This window comes from Lentzea sp. NPDC037011 (assembly GCF_055607425.1).
Map to the genome: position 1 here is coordinate 313,560 of NZ_JBVJRT010000003.1, position 16,657 is coordinate 330,216.

The window sequence follows — 16,657 nt, forward strand, 5'->3', positions numbered from 1 at the left end:
CCACAGTGGAAGACCGCACGTCCGGCGCGGGCCGGGACGACTCCCGGCCCGCGTCGCCATCGCTCCCGAACGGCCCCTGGTCAAGGGAAAAATTGGCCGATATGTGCCACCTCCACCACCTTGTCCCCGGGCTCGGCCGAACCTAGGTTGACGGTTCACAAGGCCGGATTTCCCTGCTGGCACAGCGGTTGCCGGGGCTCGGAGGACTTCGATGGTGGGCTCACCCGTGCGCGGTCGCGCGTCTGGTCGGCTGTGGACGGGAGTGACCGGATGACGGTCCCGGCGGCGGCACTGCTGTCGGTCAGGGGCCTGGTCAAGCGGTTCCCCGGCGTGACGGCCCTGGGCGGGGTGGACTTCGACGTCCGCGCGGGGGAGGTGCACTGCCTGCTCGGGCAGAACGGGGCCGGCAAGTCGACGCTGATCAAGGTGCTGTCCGGTGCGCACCGCCCCGACGAGGGCGAGATCCGCTGGCGCGGCGAGGTCGTGTCGTTCGGCCACCCCACCGCCGCGATGCGCAGCGGGGTGGCCGCCATCTACCAGGAGCTGGACCTCGTCGCGGGCCTCTCGGTGGCCGACAACGTCTTCCTCGGGCACGAACTGTCCACTGCGGGCTTCAGCCGGCGCGCGGAGGCGCACCGCAGGACCCGTGCGCTGCTCGACCGGCTGGGCCACCCCGACATCGCGCCGGACCGGGACGTCGGCCGGTTGTCCGTGGCCCACCAGCAGGTCGTCAGCATGGCGCGGGCGCTGTCGCTGGACGGGCAGCTGCTCATCATGGACGAGCCGTCGGCCGTGCTGGACCCGGACGAGGTGCGGGTGCTCTTCGACGTCATCCGCGAGCTGACCGCCCAGGGCGTGGCCGTCATCTACATCTCGCACCGGCTGGCCGAGATCAGGGAGATCGGCGACCGGGTGACCGTGCTCAAGGACGGCCGCACCGTCGCGACGGGCCTGTCCGCGCGCGAGGTGCGGACCGCGGAGCTGATCGCGTTGATGACCGGGCGCGACCTCGACAACGTCTACCCCGACCGGCCGCCGCTCGACCCGGCCGCGCCGGAGGTGCTGGTGGTGCGCGGGCTGACCGACGGCGACCGCTTCCGCGACGTGGACCTGACCGTCCGCGCCGGTGAGGTGGTCGGGCTCGCCGGTCTGGTCGGGTCGGGCCGCTCGGAGATCCTGGAGACCGTCTACGGCGCACGCAAACGGGCCGGTGGCACGGTCGAGGTGGACGGCAGGCCGTTGCGGCGCGGTGGTGTCGGGGCGGCGGTGCGCGCGGGCATGGGGCTGTGCCCGGAAGAGCGCAAGAGCCAGGGGCTGCTGCTGGACCAGGCCGTCTACCGCAACATCACCGTGTCGTCGATGTCGGCCTTCGCCCGGTTCGGGTTCCTCGACGACCGCGCCGAACGCGCCCGCTCGACCGCGCTGACCGAGGCGCTGGACGTGCGCCCGGCCGGGGTCGACCGCGTGGTGCGCGGGCTGTCCGGCGGCAACCAGCAGAAGGTGGTGCTCGCGCGGTGGCTGCTGCGGGAGTGCCGGGTGCTGCTGCTCGACGAACCCACGCGCGGGGTCGACGTGGGCGCGCGCAACGAGATCTACGAGCTGATCCGCGACCTGGCGGCCAGGGGGGTGGCCGTCGTCGTCGTGTCGAGCGACGTGGAGGAGGTCCTCGGGCTGGCCGACCGGGTGCTGGTCGTGCGCGAGGGCCGGGTGGTCCACGACGGGCCGGCCGGCGAGATCGACGAGTCCCGGGTCCTCGACCTGGTCATGGAAGGACACGCCGCATGAGCGAGGACACCGCCGTGCCCGCGCGAACACAGGGCAGAGCGCCCGCAGCCAAGGAGACCGGCATCGCGGGCCTGCTGGGCTCCGCCGCCGGGCGCAACACCGGACTCGTGGTCGCACTGGTCCTGCTGTGCGCAGGTGGTGTGGTCACCGCCGGGGACCGGTTCGCCGACATCGACAACGTGCTCACGATCCTGCGGCTCGCGGCCGTGATCGGCGTGGTGAGCATCGGCATGACGTTCGTGATCACCGGCGGCGGCATCGACCTGTCCGTGGGCGCGATCGTCGCGCTGTCGTCGGTGTGGGCGACCACGCTGGCCACGCAGGGCCTGGCCGGCGACACCCACTGGATCGTCATGGTGTTCACGGCCCTGCTGGTGGGCGGGGCCTGCGGGCTGGTCAACGGGGTGCTGATCGCCTACGGCCGGGTCGTGGCGTTCATCGCGACCCTGGCGAGCCTGGCCGCCGCACGCGGCCTGGCCGAGATCATCTCCAACCGCAAGACGCAGATCGTGAACGTGCCGGGCTTCGCCGCGTTCTTCGACGCGTCGGTGCTGGGCGTCCCGGTGCTGGTGGTGATCTTCGCGCTGGTCGCGGTCGGCGGGTGGGTGCTGCTCAACCGCACGACGTTCGGGCGCAGGACGTTCGCCGTCGGCGGCAACCCGGAGGCGGCCCGGCTCGCCGGCATCGACGTGCGGCGGCACACCGTGATGCTGTACTCGCTGCTGGGCCTGTGCTGCGGGCTGGCCGCGGTCATGCTCATCGCCCGCACCACCACCGGTAGCGCCACCCACGGCGGCCTGTACGAGCTCGACGCCATCGCCGCGGTCGTCATCGGCGGCACGCTGCTCTCCGGCGGCCGCGGCACGATCGCGGGCACCGTCTTCGGCGTCCTGATCTTCACGACGCTGTCGAACGTCTTCACCCTCAACAACCTCTCCATCTCCGCCCAGGCCGTCGCGAAGGGCGCGATCATCGTGGTCGCCGTCCTCCTGCAGCAGCGGCTCGCCCGACGCAGCGGCGCTTGACGCCGCCCCTCCAGACCGCTGCCACCCGAGGAGACAAGAAAGTCATGCCGCACAAGAGAACCACCCGCATCGCCGCAGCGGCGGCGACACTCGCGCTCGGTGCCGCGCTGACCGCGTGCACCGGCAACACGCCGCAGGACACCGGAGGTGGCGGCAACCAGGGCGGGGTGCGGGTCGCCAACGACGAGCCGGGCAAGAAGGTCGTCATCGGCTTCTCGGCACCGGCCGCCGACCACGGCTGGATGGCCGCGATCACCGACGCCGCGAAGAAGGAGGCCGGCAAGTACTCCGACGTCGAGCTGCGCGTCGTCGAGGGCACCAACGACCCCAACCTCCAGATCAGCCAGGTCGAGACGTTCATCAACGACAAGGTCGACGCGATCGTCCTGCTGCCGTTCGACGGCGCCGCGCTCACCCCGGTCGCGCTCAAGGCCATGAAGGCCGGCATCACCGTGATCAACGTCGACCGCCGGTTCGACAGCCCGTTCGCGGCGCGGTCCACGGTGCTGGGCGACAACTACGGCATGGGCGTGTCCGCGGGCACCTACGTCTGCGAGCGGCTCAAGGGCAAGGGCGACGCCGTGGTCGCGGAGATCGCCGGCATCGACTCGCTGCCGCTGACCCAGGACCGCAGCAAGGGCTTCGCCGAGGCGCTCGCGGGCTGCGGCCTGAAGGTGACCAACCGGGTGGCCGCCGAGTTCACCGTCGAGAGCGGTGAGCGGGCAGCGGCGAACCTGCTGCAGGCCGCGCGCAAGATCGACGCCATCTGGAACCACGACGACGACCAGGGCGTCGGCGTCGCGGCCGCGGTCAAGAACTCCGGCCGCGGCGAGTTCTTCATGGTCGGCGGCGCGGGCTCGGCGAACGTGATGCGCGAGATCAAGGCCGACAACGGGCCGCACAAGGCGACGGTCGTCTACCCGTCGACCCAGGGTGCGGACGGCATCCGGCTGGCCCGGCTCGCGGTGCAGGGCAAGAGCCTCGGCGACCTGGTCGAGGTGGAGGTCCCCCGCGAGGTCCAGCTGTACGCGCCGGTCGTGACGAAGGACAACGTCGACCGCTACCTGCCGACCGCCTTCGAGTCCTGAGAGGGAACGCACTGTGACGACGCTGGGCATCGCAATGGTCGGCCACGCGTTCATGGGAGCCGCTCACTCCCAGGCGTGGCGGGTCGCCCCCCGCTTCTTCGACCTGCCGGTGCGGCCGGTGATGGCGGTGCTGTGCGGCCGGGACCCCGGCCGCACGCGCGCCGCCGCCGACCGGCTCGGCTGGGCCGACGCCGCGACCGACTGGAAGTCCGTGCTGGACCGCGACGACGTGCACGTGGTGGACATCTGCACACCGGGTGACACGCACGCCGAGATCGCGGTCGCCGCCCTGGAGGCGGGCAAGCACGTGCTGTGCGAGAAGCCGCTGGCCAACAGCGTCGCCGAGGCGGTCGCCATGGCGGAAGCGGCCGCACGCGCCGCCGAACGCGGGGTGCGGGCGATGGTGGGCTTCAGCTACCGGCGGGTGCCCGCGCTCGCCCTGGCCCGCGACCTCGTCGCGCAGGGCAGGCTCGGCCGCGTCCACCACGTGCGCGCCCAGTACCTGCAGGACTGGATCGTCGACCCGGCCGCACCGCTGTCGTGGCGGCTGGACAAGGAGAAGGCCGGTTCCGGCGCGCTCGGCGACATCGGCGCGCACATCGTGGACGCCACCCAGTTCATCCTCGGCGACACCGTCGCCGAGGTGACCGGGACCATGGAGACGTTCGTGCCGGAGCGGCCCGTCGCGGCCGCCCACTCCGGGCTGTCGGGCACCGCCGCGGGCAGCGAGACCGGCCCGGTCACCGTGGACGACGCCGCGCTGTTCCTGGCCCGCTTCACCGGCGGCGCGCTCGCCTCGTTCGAGGCGACCCGCTTCGCCAACGGCCGCAAGAACGCGCTGCGCATCGAGGTCAATGGCTCGGCGGGCAGCCTGGCGTTCGACTTCGAGGACATGAACGTCCTGCAGTTCTTCGACGGCACCGAGGACGCGTCCGTCGCCGGGTTCCGCCGGATCGTGGTCACCGAGCCGGAGCACCCGTACGTGTCCGCGTGGTGGCCTGCCGGGCACGGCCTCGGCTACGAGCACGCGTTCACCCACCAGGCCGTGGACTTCGTGCGAGCCGTGGCCGCGGGCACCGACCCGGCGCCGTCGTTCGCCGACGGCCTCCAGGTGCAGCGGGTGCTCGCGGCGGTCGAGACGAGTGCCGAGTCCCGCACGTGGCAACAGGTCTGAGGAGGCAGAACAGATGGCACGCCCGATCACGTTGTTCACCGGCCAGTGGGCCGACCTGCCGTTCGAGGAGGTCTGCCGGCTGGCCTCCGGCTGGGGCTACGACGGCCTGGAGATCGCCTGCTGGGGCGACCACCTCGACCCGTGGCGGGCCGCGGAGGACGACGACTACGTCGCCGACCGGCTGGAGGTCCTCGCCAAGCACGACCTGAAGGTGTGGACGATCTCCAACCACCTCACCGGCCAGGCCGTCTGCGACGACCCGATCGACGAACGCCATCAGGGCATCCTGTCCGCCCGCAACTGGGGCGACGGCGACCCCGAGGGCGTGCGGCAGCGCGCGGCCGAGGAGATGAAGGCGACCGCGCGGGCCGCGGCCAGGCTCGGCGTCGACACCGTCGTGGGCTTCACCGGCTCGTCGATCTGGAAGACCGTCGCGATGTTCCCGCCGGCACCGCAGTCGATGATCGACGCCGGGTACCAGGACTTCGCCGACCGCTGGAACCCGATCCTGGACGTGTTCGACGAGGTCGGCGTCCGGTTCGCGCACGAGGTCCACCCGTCCGAGATCGCCTACGACTACTGGACGACCGTGCGGGCGCTGGAGGCGATCGGGCACCGGCCCGCGTTCGGCCTCAACTGGGACCCGTCGCACTTCGTGTGGCAGGACCTGGACCCGGTCGGGTTCCTGTGGGACTTCCGCGACCGGATCTACCACGTCGACTGCAAGGACGCCCGGCGCCAGGTCGGCAACGGCCGCAACGGCCGGATGGGCTCGCACCTGGCGTGGGCGGACCCGCGGCGCGGCTGGGACTTCGTCTCGACCGGACGCGGCGACGTGCCGTGGGAGCAGTCGTTCCGGATGCTCAACACCATCGGGTACTCCGGTCCGATCAGCGTCGAGTGGGAGGACGCCGGCATGGACCGCCTCGTCGGCGCGCCCGAGGCGCTGGAGTTCATCCGCCGCAACGCCTTCGACCCGCCGTCGGCTTCCTTCGACGCCGCGTTCAGCTCGGGCGGGTGACGCGCGGGCGAGGGCCCGCTGACGAGAGGAGACGGTCGTGACCGAACGAATCGGCCTGTGGCTGAACGGTGCCAGGGGGTCGGTGGCGACGACAGCGGTCAGCGGGCTGCTCGCCCTGCGCGAGGGGCTCGTGCCGCCCACGGGCTGCGCCTCGGAACTGCTGGACGCCGACCTGCCGCCGTGGGAGGCGTTCGTGGCCGGCGGGCACGACGTCGTGGACACCCCGCTGGTCAAGCGGGTGGAGGGCCTCGTGCGCGACGGGGTGCTGCCGCACGACCTGGCGGGGTGGGTGGCGGACGGGCTGGACGCCGTGGACGCGGAGATCCGGCCCGGCCACGACCCCGCCGCGTTCGCCGGCAGCCAGGCCGAGGCCGCCCGGCGGCTGGCGGCCGACATCACCGGCTTCCGCGAACGGCACGGGCTCGCCCGCGTCGTCGTGGTGAACGTGGCGTCGACCGAACCGCCCGTGCACGTGCCGCACGAGTCGCTGGCGGAGCTGGAGGAAGCGCTCGCCGTGCCGGGGAACGCCGTGCTGCCGCCGAGCTCCCTCGTCGCCTACGCGGCGTTCCAGGCCGGGTGCGCCTTCGTGGACTTCACCCCGTCCACCGGTGTGGCGCTGCCCGCGCTGGACGAGCTGGCGCGGGCGCGGTCGCTGCCCTACGCCGGCCGTGACGGCAAGACGGGGGAGACGTTGCTGCGCGCGGCGATCGCGCCGATGTTCACCTCGCGGGCGCTGAAGGTCCTGTCCTGGACCGGCACCAACCTGCTCGGCGGCGGTGACGGTGCGACGCTGGAGGACCCGGCGCACGCCGACAGCAAGCTCGCGTCCAAGGCCAGGGGACTGGCCGCCCTGCTCGGCGCGGAGGTCACCGCGCCGTTGCACATCGACCACGTGCCCGACCTCGGTGAACGCAAGACCGCGTGGGACCACGTGTCCTTCGAGGGGTTCCTGGGCGCGCGGATGTCGTTGCAGCTCACCTGGAGCGGCCTGGACTCGTCCCTGGCCGCCCCGCTCGTGCTCGACCTCGCCCGCCTGCTCGCCGCCGCCCACGCGGCCGGCCGCAGCGGTGCGCAGGGCGCGCTCGCGTTCTTCTTCAAGGACCCGCTGGGCAGCGACGAGCACCGGCTCGCCGAACAGGCCCGCGAACTGCACGAGTGGGCGCGGGGACTGGATGACCCGCGCTCGCGCCAGACCGACTGACCCACCGACCGTTCCGGTTCGCTTCCGCTGCGCGACCCTTTCCCTGCGAAGGAGCCAAGCGTGAACAGAACGTCATGGCGGCGCGTCCGCCCCCGAGGAGTCGTCCCGCTCTCCGGCACCTCCTCGGCCCGCGCGTAACCCCTCCCGGCCCGCGTTCCCCCGGCGGTGAACAGGGCCGTTCCGGCCGCCCTCTTCTGGGAGCGCTCCCAGAAGAGGGCTTTCCCTGGCGAACGCGCCCGCACACCGACCGACTCGACGCGCCGACGCCCTGACCGTCCACAGCGGACCGCGCGCTGCCCGCGCGCGAACGAGATCGAAGGTTGTCACCTGTCATGAGAAAACGATTCTCCGCGGCGTTCTCCGCCGCACTGCTGACCGTGGCCGGAGCGGTGGCCGTCACGGCCGCCTCCGTCGCCACCGCCCCACCGGCCGCCGCGCACGTCGTCAACCCGGCGGACTTCCAGCAGGTGGAACTCGCCAAGGGCGTCGCCGAGATGGGCGAGCCGATGTCGATGGCCGTGCTGCCGGACCGCTCCGTCCTGCACACCTCCCGCAACGGCACGCTGCGCCGCACCACGGCGACCGGCACCACGAGCGTGATCGCGAACATCCCCGTCTACACCCACGACGAGGAGGGGTTGCAGGGCGTCGCGGCGGACCCGAACTTCGCCACCAACCGGCAGATCTTCCTCTTCTACGCGCCACCGCTGTCGACACCGTCCGGTGACGCTCCGGCCACCGGCACGAACTTCTCGGCGTGGAACGGCGTGAACCGGCTGTCCCGCTTCACCCTCAACACCGACTTCACGGTCAACATGGCGAGCCAGGTGACCGTGCTCGACGTGCCGACCAGCCGGGGCATGTGCTGCCACGTCGGCGGTGACATGGACTTCGACGCGGCCGGCAACCTGTACCTGTCCACCGGTGACGACACCAACCCGTTCGACTCGGGCGGCTACACCCCGATCGACGAGCGCTCCGGCCGCAACCCCGTCTACGACGCGCAGCGCAGCGCCGGCAACACCAACGACCTGCGCGGCAAGGTCCTGCGGATCAAGGTGAACGCCGACGGGTCGTACTCGATCCCGGCCGGCAACCTGTTCGCGCCGGGAACGGCCCGCACCCGCCCGGAGATCTACGCGATGGGCCTGCGCAACCCGTTCCGCTTCAACGTGGACAAGGCCACCGGCACGATCTACCTCGGCGACTACGGCCCGGACGCCGGGTCGACGACGTCCACCCGCGGTCCCGCCGGTCAGGTCGAGTTCAACCGGATCACCTCGGCGGGCAACTACGGCTGGCCGTACTGCACCGGCGGCAACACCACCAACGAGACCTATGTGGACTACACGTTCCCGTCGGGTCCGTCGGGCAGCCGGTTCAACTGCGCGGCCCCGGTGAACAACTCGCCCAACAACACCGGACTGACGAACCTGCCGCCCGCGCGCGCGGCGTGGATCAAGTACGACAACTGCTCGTTCGCCGCGTTCGGCTGCGGCTCGGAGTCGCCGATGGCGGCGCCGGTGTACCGCTACGACTCGACGAACCCGTCGACGGTCAAGTTCCCGGCCTCCCTGGACGGGCACGTGTTCGCCACCGAGTTCGGCCGCCGCTGGATCAAGACGATCGACGTCAACTCCGACGGCACGCCCGGCACGGTCGGCGACTTCCCGTGGCGCGGCACGCAGGTCATGGACGCCGCGTTCGGCCCGGACGGCGCGCTCTACGTGCTCGACTACGGCACGGGCTGGGGCAGCGGTGACGCGAGCTCCGCGCTCTACCGCATCGAGTACGTGCCGTCGGGCAACCGGGCGCCGGTCGCGAAGGCGAGCGCGGACCGCTCGTCCGGTGCCGCTCCGCTGACCGTGAACTTCTCGTCCGCGGGCTCCTCCGACCCGGAGAACGGCGCGCTGACCTACTCGTGGAACTTCGGCAACGGCGCCACCTCCACGGCGGCCAACCCGAGCTACACCTTCACCGCCAACGGCCAGTACACGGTCACGCTGACGGTGACGGACCCCGCCGGGGCGACGGCCAACACCAGCGTGGTGGTCACAGTGGGCAACACCGCACCGGTCGTCACTCTGAACGCACCGCTGAACGGCAGCCTGTTCAGCTACGGCGACACCATCCCGTACACGATCACGGTCACCGACGCCGAGGACGGCACGATCGACTGCACGCGGGTCAAGCTGTCCTACATCCTCGGCCACGACAGCCACGGCCACCCGATCACGTCGAACACCGGCTGTTCGGGCACCCTGACGATCCCGGTCGACGGTGAGCACGACACGGCGGCGAACATCTACGCGGTCTTCGACGCCGAGTACACCGACAACGGCGCGAACGGCGTCCCGGCGGCGACCACGCACACCCAGCACGTGCTGCAGCCGCGCCACCGCCAGGCCGAGCACTACGCGGCGCAGTCGGGTGTCGCCCTGTACGACAAGACCCCGGCCGAGGGCGGCCGGACCGTCGGCGACGTCCACAACGGCGACTGGATCGCGTTCGACAACTACAACCTCACCGGCGCCAACCGGTTCACCGCACGGGTGTCCTCGGCCGGCGCGGGTGGCACGATCACGGTGCGCGCCGGTTCCCCGACCGGCACGGCCATCGCCACGCTGACGGCGCCGGTGACGGGCGGCTGGGAGACCTTCACCGAGGTCTCGACCGCTCTCAGCTCGGTGCCCGCGACCACCGGCAGGCTGTACCTGACCTTCACCGGCAGCGGCACGGGCTACCTGTTCGACCTGGACGCCTTCACGTTCGACACCTCCACCGGCGGCGGTGGCCGCACCGGGCCGATCACCGGCCCCGCGAGCAAGTGCGCCGACGTGACCGGCGGCAGCACCGCCGACGGCACCCGCATCCAGCTCTACACCTGCAACAACGGCACGAACCAGCGGTGGACCGTCCAGGGCACGACGCTGCGGGCGTTGTCGAAGTGCATGGACACCGCCGGCGGCGCGACCGCCGACGGCACGACCGTGCAGCTGACGACCTGCAACGGTGCCACGAGCCAGAACTGGTCCGCCGGCGCCAACGGTTCCGTGGTGAACACGAAGTCGGGCAAGTGCCTGGACGCCAACGGGGCGAGCACGGCCGACGGCACCGCGCTGATCATCTGGAACTGCCACGGCGGCACGAACCAGCGCTGGACCCTGCCGTGACGACTCCGCCGCCTGCTTCACCATCAAGGAGGATGAGATGAGGTACCAGGCACTCCGGCGGGCGCTCAGCGCGACCGCCGCGGCACTGGTCGCCGGGGCGGTCGTCACCGCGCCACCGGCGGCGGCTGCCGACGCACCGTACGACGTGCTGGTGTTCTCCAAGACCGCGGGCTTCCGGCACGACGCCATCCCCACCGGCATCCAGCTGGTCCGCGACCTGGGCGCCGGCAACAACTTCACCGTGACCGCCACCGAGGACTCCGCGGTGTTCACGACCTCGAACCTCGCGCAGTACGAGGCCGTGGTCTTCCTCAACACCACCGGGGACGTGCTCAACGCGACCCAGCAGACCGCGTTCGAGTCCTACGTCCGCGGCGGGGGCGGCTACGTCGGCGTCCACTCCGCGGCCGACACCGAGTACGACTGGCCGTTCTACGGCGAGCTGGTGGGCGCGTACTTCTCCTCGCACCCGGCGATCCAGCAGGCCACGGTCCGCACGGAGAACCGGGCGCACGCGGCCACCGCGCACCTGAGCCCGGCCTGGTCGCGCACCGACGAGTGGTACAACTACCGCAGCAACCCGCGCTCCACGGCCCGCGTGTTGTCCACTTTGGACGAGTCGACCTACTCCGGCGGGTCGATGGGCGGCGACCACCCGATCACCTGGTGCAAGACCCTGAGCGGCGGCCGGTCGTTCTACACCGGCACCGGTCACACCAGGGAGAGCTACGCCGACCCGGCGTTCCGCTCGATGGTCCTCGGCGGCATCCGCTACGCGGCGAACCGGACGAAGGCCGACTGCCGGCCCGAGACCGGGTACACCACCCTCTACAACGGCTCGACGAGCGGGTGGACGCAGGCGGGCCCCGGCGGTTTCACCAACACCAACGGCACGCTCACGTCGTACGACGGCATGGGCATGCTCTGGTACAGCGCGAAGGAGCTGCGGTCCTACTCGCTGAAGCTGGACTGGCAGGTGCCCGGTGACGACAACTCCGGTGTCGTGCTCGGGTTCCCGGCCGGCAGCACCCCGGACTCGGCGCTGACCAGCGGTTACGAAGTCCAGATCGACGCCACCGACACCGCGGACAAGACCACGGGCGCGATCTACGGGGTCAAGGGCGCGGACATCGCGGCCAGGGACGCGGCGCTGAACCCGCCGGGCGAGTGGAACACCTACGAGCTGCTCGTCGAGGGCGAACGGCTGCAGGTGTTCCTGAACGGCGTGAAGATCAACGACTTCACCAACGCCGACCCGGCCCGCTCGCTCACGTCGGGCCACATCGGCCTGCAGAACCACGGTACGGGCGACGACGTGTCGTTCCGCAACGTCCGGATCAAGGAGCTCGGCGGGACGACGCCGCGCACCGGCCGGATCACCGGTGGTTCCGGCAAGTGCGTGGACGTGGCGGGCGGCAGCAGCGCCGACGGCACCCGCATCCAGCTCTACACCTGCAACTCCAACGCCGCCCAGCAGTGGACGGTCAACGGGAACACGTTGCGCGCGTTCAACAAGTGCATGACCACCGCCGGCGGCAACGGCGCGCAGGTGCAGCTGCAGACGTGCAACGGCAGCGGCACGCAGAACTGGGCGCCGGGCGCGAACGGGTCGCTGGTGCACCAGCAGTCCGGCCGCTGCCTGGACGCCAACGGCGGCGGCTCGGCCGACGGCACGTCGCTGATCGTCTGGACCTGCCACGGCGGGACCAACCAGCGCTGGACCCTGCCGTGAGGCGGGTGAGCGCCGCGGTGGCGGCACTCGTCGTGGCGGGGACGGTGGTCGCGGCCGGTCCACCGGCGTCGGCTGCGACCATCGACACCACCGCCTGGTACGTCCTCGTCGACCGCAACAGCGGCAAGGCGCTGGACGTGTCCGGCGCCTCGGCCGCCGACGGCACGCGGATCATCCAGTGGAGCCGCACGGACGCGGCGAACCAGCAGTGGCAGTTCGTCGACTCCGGCGGCGGCTACTACCGGATCAGGTCCCGCAGCTCGGGCAAGGTCCTCGACGTGTCCGGCGCGTCGGCGGCCGACGGTGCCGCGGTCGTGCAGTGGTCCGACAACAACGGGTCCAACCAGCAGTTCCGGGCCGCGGACTCGGACGGCGGCCACGTGCGGCTGATCGCCAGGCACAGCGCCAAGGCGGTGGACGTGCGCGGCGGGTCGACCGCCGACAACGCCGACGTCGTGCAGAACACCGACACCGGTGCCGCGAGCCAGCAGTGGCAGCTCGTCAAGCTGTCCGGTGGCGGCGACCCGGGAACCGGTGGCGGCTGCGGCAAGGCACCGACCCTGCGCAACGGCACGCACACGATCCAGAGCGGCGGCAAGACCCGCAGCTTCATCCTCCGCATCCCCGACAACTACAACAACACCAACCGCTACAAGCTGATCATCGGTCTGCACTGGCGCGGCGGCACGGCCAACGACGTCGCGTCCGGTGGCAGCAGCGGTGCCGCCTGGGCCTACTACGGCCAGCAGGAGCAGTCGAACAACACCGCCGTCCTCGTCGCACCGCAGGGCCAGGGCAACGGGTGGGCGAACTCCGGCGGTGAGGACGTCACGTTCATCGACGACCTCGTCAAACGCGTCGAGGGCGACCTGTGCGTCAACCCGGCGCAGCGGTTCGCCCTCGGGTTCAGCTGGGGCGGTGGCATGAGCTACGCGCTGGCCTGCGCGCGGCCGACCGCGATCCGCGCGGTCGCCGTGATCTCCGGTGGCGAGATCAGCGGGTGCAGCGGCGGCACGCAGCCCGTCGCGTACTTCGGCCTGCACGGCGTCAGCGACAACGTGCTGGGCATCGGCCAGGGCCGGTCGTTGCGCGACCGGTTCGTGCGCAACAACGGCTGTGCCGCGCAAAGCCCGCGGGAACCGGCGGTGGGCAGCCGGACGCACGTCACGACCACCTACTCGTGCCGGGCCGGGTACCCGGTGCAGTGGGCCGCCTACGACGGGGGCCACGCGCCCGCGCCGGTGGAGGGCTGCGGCTGTGACGACGGTGCACGGACGTGGACGAAGGCCGAGATCTGGAGGTTCTTCGCGCAGTTCCAGTGACAGTTCCGGTGACAGTTCCGGTTGACAGTCGAACTGTCGAACAACGCGGTGCCAGTCGTGCCTTCCGTGGTACGACTGGCACCGTTCCACACGCCGCGCACAGCCATGACCACCCATCACTGACGAAGGAGTCGTGTGATGCGCACCTCCGTGGACCGCGAGCGCGGCCGGCACGACACGAGCCCGGCCGTGTCCAGGACCGACGGCTTCCGCACCGACAACGACGAGTGCGGCGCCCTGCTGTACGGGATGCCCGCGATGGAGAAGGTCGTCTTCGACCACCCCGGCTGCGACCCGGCCTACGAGTTCCGCATCTCCAGCCCCGGCATGACCGCCGTCGACGGCTACGGCCGGATCACCGACTACCGCACCGGCGAGGTCATCTCGACGTGGATCGACAGGTACGGCATCTGGGCCCGCCGGGCGTTCGCGTCCAGGGTGGACCGGGTGATCGTGCACGAGCTGCTGCCCGCGCCCGGCCGCACGGTCGACACCACGCTGAGCGTCGACACCGCGCTCGACGGCCTTCCCGGTGGCCTGAGCTTCACCACCAGGGCCACGGTCAGCGGCGGCTCCGGCTACCTCAACCTGCGCGGCTCGGCCCCGGTCCGCGACGGCGTCCCCGGCTGCGAGGGCGTCACGCGCGTGGTCGCGTTCGACGGCACGATCTCCGCCAGCGGCACCACGCTGGTCGTCATCGGCGCGACCCGGCTGCTGCTGCTCACCAAGCTCGACCGGTACGCGTCGCCGACGGCGTGGGTGACCCAGGCGCTGCGCACGGCGCTGGCCGGACTGGACGCGGACTACACGGCGTTGTTCGCGCGCCACCGCGACGCCACCGGTTCGGGCGGCGGTGACACGCGGCCGTGACAGCTGCACCCGTACTTTCGGTGGCGATGTGACAATTGGCTGATGGAGAGCACCCAGGGCATCGAGGCGGGTTCGCCGGCCGCTGTGCTGCGCATGCTGATGGACGGCAGGCCGCGCACCCGAGCGGAGATCGTGGCGGCGACCGGCCTGGCCCGTTCCACGGTGCGGGCGCGGCTGGACCTGCTCGTGGCCGCGGGACTGGTGACCGGCAACGGCACGGGTGAGTCCACCGGCGGGCGCCCGGCGAGCCGGTTCGGGTTCAACCCCGGCGCGCACCTCGTGCTGGCGGCGGAGGTGGGGGCCACGCACGCCACCGTGGCCGTGGCGGACCTGGCGTGCCGGCTGCTGGCCGTCGAGCAGGTGGGCCTCGACGTCGCCGACGGGCCCGCGGTGATCCTGCCGCTGCTCGTGGCGACCTGGCGGGAGCTCCTGCGGACGGTGGACCCCGCCGAGATCGCCGGTGTCGGCATCGGGCTGCCCGGACCGGTCGAGCACTCCACCGGGCGCCCGAACAACCCGCCGATCATGCCCGGCTGGGACGGCTACGACGTGCCCGCGGCGATCGAGGCGGAGTTCGGTGCCCCGGTGCTCGTCGACAACGAGGTCAACCTGATGGCGCTGGGCGAGCACGCGGCGTCCCACCCGGACGTGCAGCACATGATCGTGGTGAAGGCGGCGACCGGCATCGGTGCCGGGCTGATCAGCAACGGCGTGCTGCACCGGGGTGCGGCGGGCGCGGCGGGGGACCTCGGGCACATCCGGGTGCCGCAGGGCGGCGAGGTGCTGTGCCGGTGCGGCAACACCGAGTGCCTGGAGGCGGTCGCCGGTGGACCCGCGCTGGCGGCGAAGCTGCGGGGACTGGGCCTGCCCGCGCACTCCACCGCCGACGTGGTGCACCTGGTGCGGTCGGGCAACCTCGAGGCCGGCCGGGTCGTGCGGCAGGCGGGCCGCGACATCGGCGAGGTGCTCGCCGGGTGCGTGAGCATGTTCAACCCCGCGCTCGTGGTGATCGGCGGGCTGCTCGCCGAAGCGGGGGAGATGCTGCTGGCCGGGGTGCGCGAGTCGATCTACCGGCGTTCGCTGCCGCTTGCCACGGAGAACCTGCGGATCGTCGCGTCGGGTGCCGGGGTGACCGCGGGTGCGCTGGGCGCGGCGGCGATGGTCGTGCGGCACGTGCTGTCGCCGGAGGTGCTGGACGCGCGGCTGGGTGCCGTCGCGGCGGGGGTCGCCGGGGTAGCCACCGCGGAGGTCCACGGCACTTTTGGCGGATAGTCGTCATAAGTTACGCCAGAAGCGACGCTCTTCTGCATTGACCCGGTCATATGTCCGGGCCTACGTTCAGGCTCATGTGGGACATTGGCGTCAGCACATGGGTTTGGACGTCGCCGCTCACCGACGACGGGTTGGCCGCCCTCGCACCGAAGGTCCGCGAGCAGGGCTTCGACGTCATCGAGCTGCCGGTCGAGCAGCCGGGTGACTGGGACCCGCACCGCGCGGCCGACCTGCTCGCCGCGCTCGGCCTGCGCGCCACCGTCTGCCTGGTCATGCCACCGGGCCGCGAGCTGGTCGCCGCGGACACCGTGCGGGAGACGCAGGACTACCTGCGGCACGTGGTCGACGTCGCGGCGGTCGTGGGCAGCCCGGTCATCGCCGGTCCCGCCTACAGCTCCGTCGGCCGCACCTGGCGGATCGACGACCGGCCGCGGGTGTACGCGGAGCTGCGCGCGAACCTGGCCCCGGTCGTCGAGCACGCCGCCGCACGTGGCGTCCGCGTCGCCGTGGAACCGCTGAACCGCTACGAGACCAGCCTGCTCAACACCGTGGACCAGGCGCTGGAGGCACTGGCCGGGCTCCCGGACGAGGGCTGCGGACTGGCGCTCGACACCTACCACCTCAACATCGAGGAAGCGGCACCGGTGAAGGCGGTCCACGCCGCCGGGTCGCGGATCGCGCACGTCCAGGTGTGCGCCAACGACCGCGGCACACCGGGCCGCGACCACCAGGACTGGCCGGCCCTGCTGGGCGCCCTCTCCGGGGCCGGCTACCGGGGACCGCTGTGCATCGAGTCGTTCACCCCGGACAACGCCGCCATCGCGACCGCCGCCTCGATCTGGCGGCCGCTCGCCGACTCGCCCGACGCCCTCGCCGCCGAGGGGCTCGCCTTCCTGCGTTCCGCCGCCGCCGCTCTGACCTGACCGCCGACCGCCTCACCACCACGGAGGAGTGGCAATGCAACGCAGACTCACGCGATTACTGTCAGTGCTGG

General features: G+C 71.8%; 12 protein-coding genes. All 12 read left to right on the forward strand.

Features of this window, described 5'->3' with window-relative positions; genetic code table 11:
* Positions 1-270 precede the first annotated feature (270 nt).
* The 12 genes from ACZ7CH_RS10040 (at position 271) to ACZ7CH_RS10095 (ending at position 16,586) form a co-directional block, all read left to right on the forward strand.
* The gene (locus ACZ7CH_RS10040; RefSeq protein ID WP_458431740.1) at positions 271-1,785 is read left to right on the forward strand and encodes a sugar ABC transporter ATP-binding protein; all 1,515 of its coding nucleotides are present in this window, start codon (positions 271-273) and stop codon (positions 1,783-1,785) included.
* A complete protein-coding gene (locus ACZ7CH_RS10045; protein WP_360389599.1) occupies positions 1,782-2,810 on the forward strand; it encodes an ABC transporter permease in 1,029 nt (342 codons plus the stop codon). Before ACZ7CH_RS10040 ends, ACZ7CH_RS10045 begins: the two co-directional genes overlap by 4 nt.
* Positions 2,811-2,854: 44 nt before the next feature.
* Positions 2,855-3,898, forward strand: a complete 1,044-nt coding sequence (locus tag ACZ7CH_RS10050; RefSeq protein WP_458431741.1) for a substrate-binding domain-containing protein — start codon at positions 2,855-2,857, stop codon at positions 3,896-3,898.
* A 34-nt stretch (positions 3,899-3,932) separates the two neighbouring features.
* Entirely contained in the window at positions 3,933-5,072 is a 1,140-nt protein-coding gene (locus ACZ7CH_RS10055; RefSeq protein ID WP_360389868.1) for a Gfo/Idh/MocA family protein, read from the forward strand.
* Between the two features lie 13 nt (positions 5,073-5,085).
* Positions 5,086-6,093: a sugar phosphate isomerase/epimerase family protein gene (locus ACZ7CH_RS10060; RefSeq protein ID WP_470373617.1), complete on the forward strand. Its 1,008-nt coding sequence runs from the start codon at positions 5,086-5,088 to the stop codon at positions 6,091-6,093.
* Positions 6,094-6,130: 37 nt separating this feature from the next.
* On the forward strand, positions 6,131-7,294 hold the full coding sequence (locus tag ACZ7CH_RS10065; protein WP_470373618.1) for an inositol-3-phosphate synthase: 1,164 nt from the start codon (positions 6,131-6,133) through the stop codon (positions 7,292-7,294).
* Between the two features lie 332 nt (positions 7,295-7,626).
* Positions 7,627-10,467: a PQQ-dependent sugar dehydrogenase gene (locus tag ACZ7CH_RS10070; RefSeq protein ID WP_470373619.1), complete on the forward strand. Its 2,841-nt coding sequence runs from the start codon at positions 7,627-7,629 to the stop codon at positions 10,465-10,467.
* 37 nt (positions 10,468-10,504) lie between these two features.
* Positions 10,505-12,199 carry a ThuA domain-containing protein gene (locus ACZ7CH_RS10075; RefSeq protein WP_470370396.1) on the forward strand — a complete coding sequence of 565 codons (1,695 nt, stop codon included), beginning with the start codon at positions 10,505-10,507 and terminating at the stop codon, positions 12,197-12,199.
* 5 nt (positions 12,200-12,204) lie between these two features.
* Positions 12,205-13,521: an RICIN domain-containing protein gene (locus ACZ7CH_RS10080; RefSeq protein ID WP_360389585.1), complete on the forward strand. Its 1,317-nt coding sequence runs from the start codon at positions 12,205-12,207 to the stop codon at positions 13,519-13,521.
* Positions 13,522-13,659: 138 nt separating this feature from the next.
* Positions 13,660-14,391, forward strand: a complete 732-nt coding sequence (locus ACZ7CH_RS10085) for a glycoside hydrolase N-terminal domain-containing protein (protein ID WP_470373620.1) — start codon at positions 13,660-13,662, stop codon at positions 14,389-14,391.
* Between the two features lie 42 nt (positions 14,392-14,433).
* On the forward strand, positions 14,434-15,663 hold the full coding sequence (locus tag ACZ7CH_RS10090; RefSeq protein ID WP_360389579.1) for an ROK family transcriptional regulator: 1,230 nt from the start codon (positions 14,434-14,436) through the stop codon (positions 15,661-15,663).
* A gap of 74 nt (positions 15,664-15,737) precedes the next feature.
* Positions 15,738-16,586: a sugar phosphate isomerase/epimerase family protein gene (locus ACZ7CH_RS10095; protein ID WP_360389577.1), complete on the forward strand. Its 849-nt coding sequence runs from the start codon at positions 15,738-15,740 to the stop codon at positions 16,584-16,586.
* Positions 16,587-16,657: the final 71 nt, after the last annotated feature.

What these genes read in the sequence shown, in the direction of transcription:
- ACZ7CH_RS10085 (WP_470373620.1), top strand. Translation starts at nt 13,660, where the DNA reads ATGCGCACCTCCGTGGACCGCGAGCGCGGCCGGCACGACACGAGCCCG.
- ACZ7CH_RS10095 (WP_360389577.1), top strand. Translation starts at nt 15,738, where the DNA reads ATGTGGGACATTGGCGTCAGCACATGGGTTTGGACGTCGCCGCTCACC.
- ACZ7CH_RS10055 (WP_360389868.1), top strand. Translation starts at nt 3,933, where the DNA reads ATGGTCGGCCACGCGTTCATGGGAGCCGCTCACTCCCAGGCGTGGCGG.
- ACZ7CH_RS10090 (WP_360389579.1), top strand. Translation starts at nt 14,434, where the DNA reads ATGGAGAGCACCCAGGGCATCGAGGCGGGTTCGCCGGCCGCTGTGCTG.
- ACZ7CH_RS10045 (WP_360389599.1), top strand. Translation starts at nt 1,782, where the DNA reads ATGAGCGAGGACACCGCCGTGCCCGCGCGAACACAGGGCAGAGCGCCC.
- ACZ7CH_RS10075 (WP_470370396.1), top strand. Translation starts at nt 10,505, where the DNA reads ATGAGGTACCAGGCACTCCGGCGGGCGCTCAGCGCGACCGCCGCGGCA.
- ACZ7CH_RS10050 (WP_458431741.1), top strand. Translation starts at nt 2,855, where the DNA reads ATGCCGCACAAGAGAACCACCCGCATCGCCGCAGCGGCGGCGACACTC.
- ACZ7CH_RS10070 (WP_470373619.1), top strand. Translation starts at nt 7,627, where the DNA reads ATGAGAAAACGATTCTCCGCGGCGTTCTCCGCCGCACTGCTGACCGTG.
- ACZ7CH_RS10040 (WP_458431740.1), top strand. Translation starts at nt 271, where the DNA reads ATGACGGTCCCGGCGGCGGCACTGCTGTCGGTCAGGGGCCTGGTCAAG.
- ACZ7CH_RS10060 (WP_470373617.1), top strand. Translation starts at nt 5,086, where the DNA reads ATGGCACGCCCGATCACGTTGTTCACCGGCCAGTGGGCCGACCTGCCG.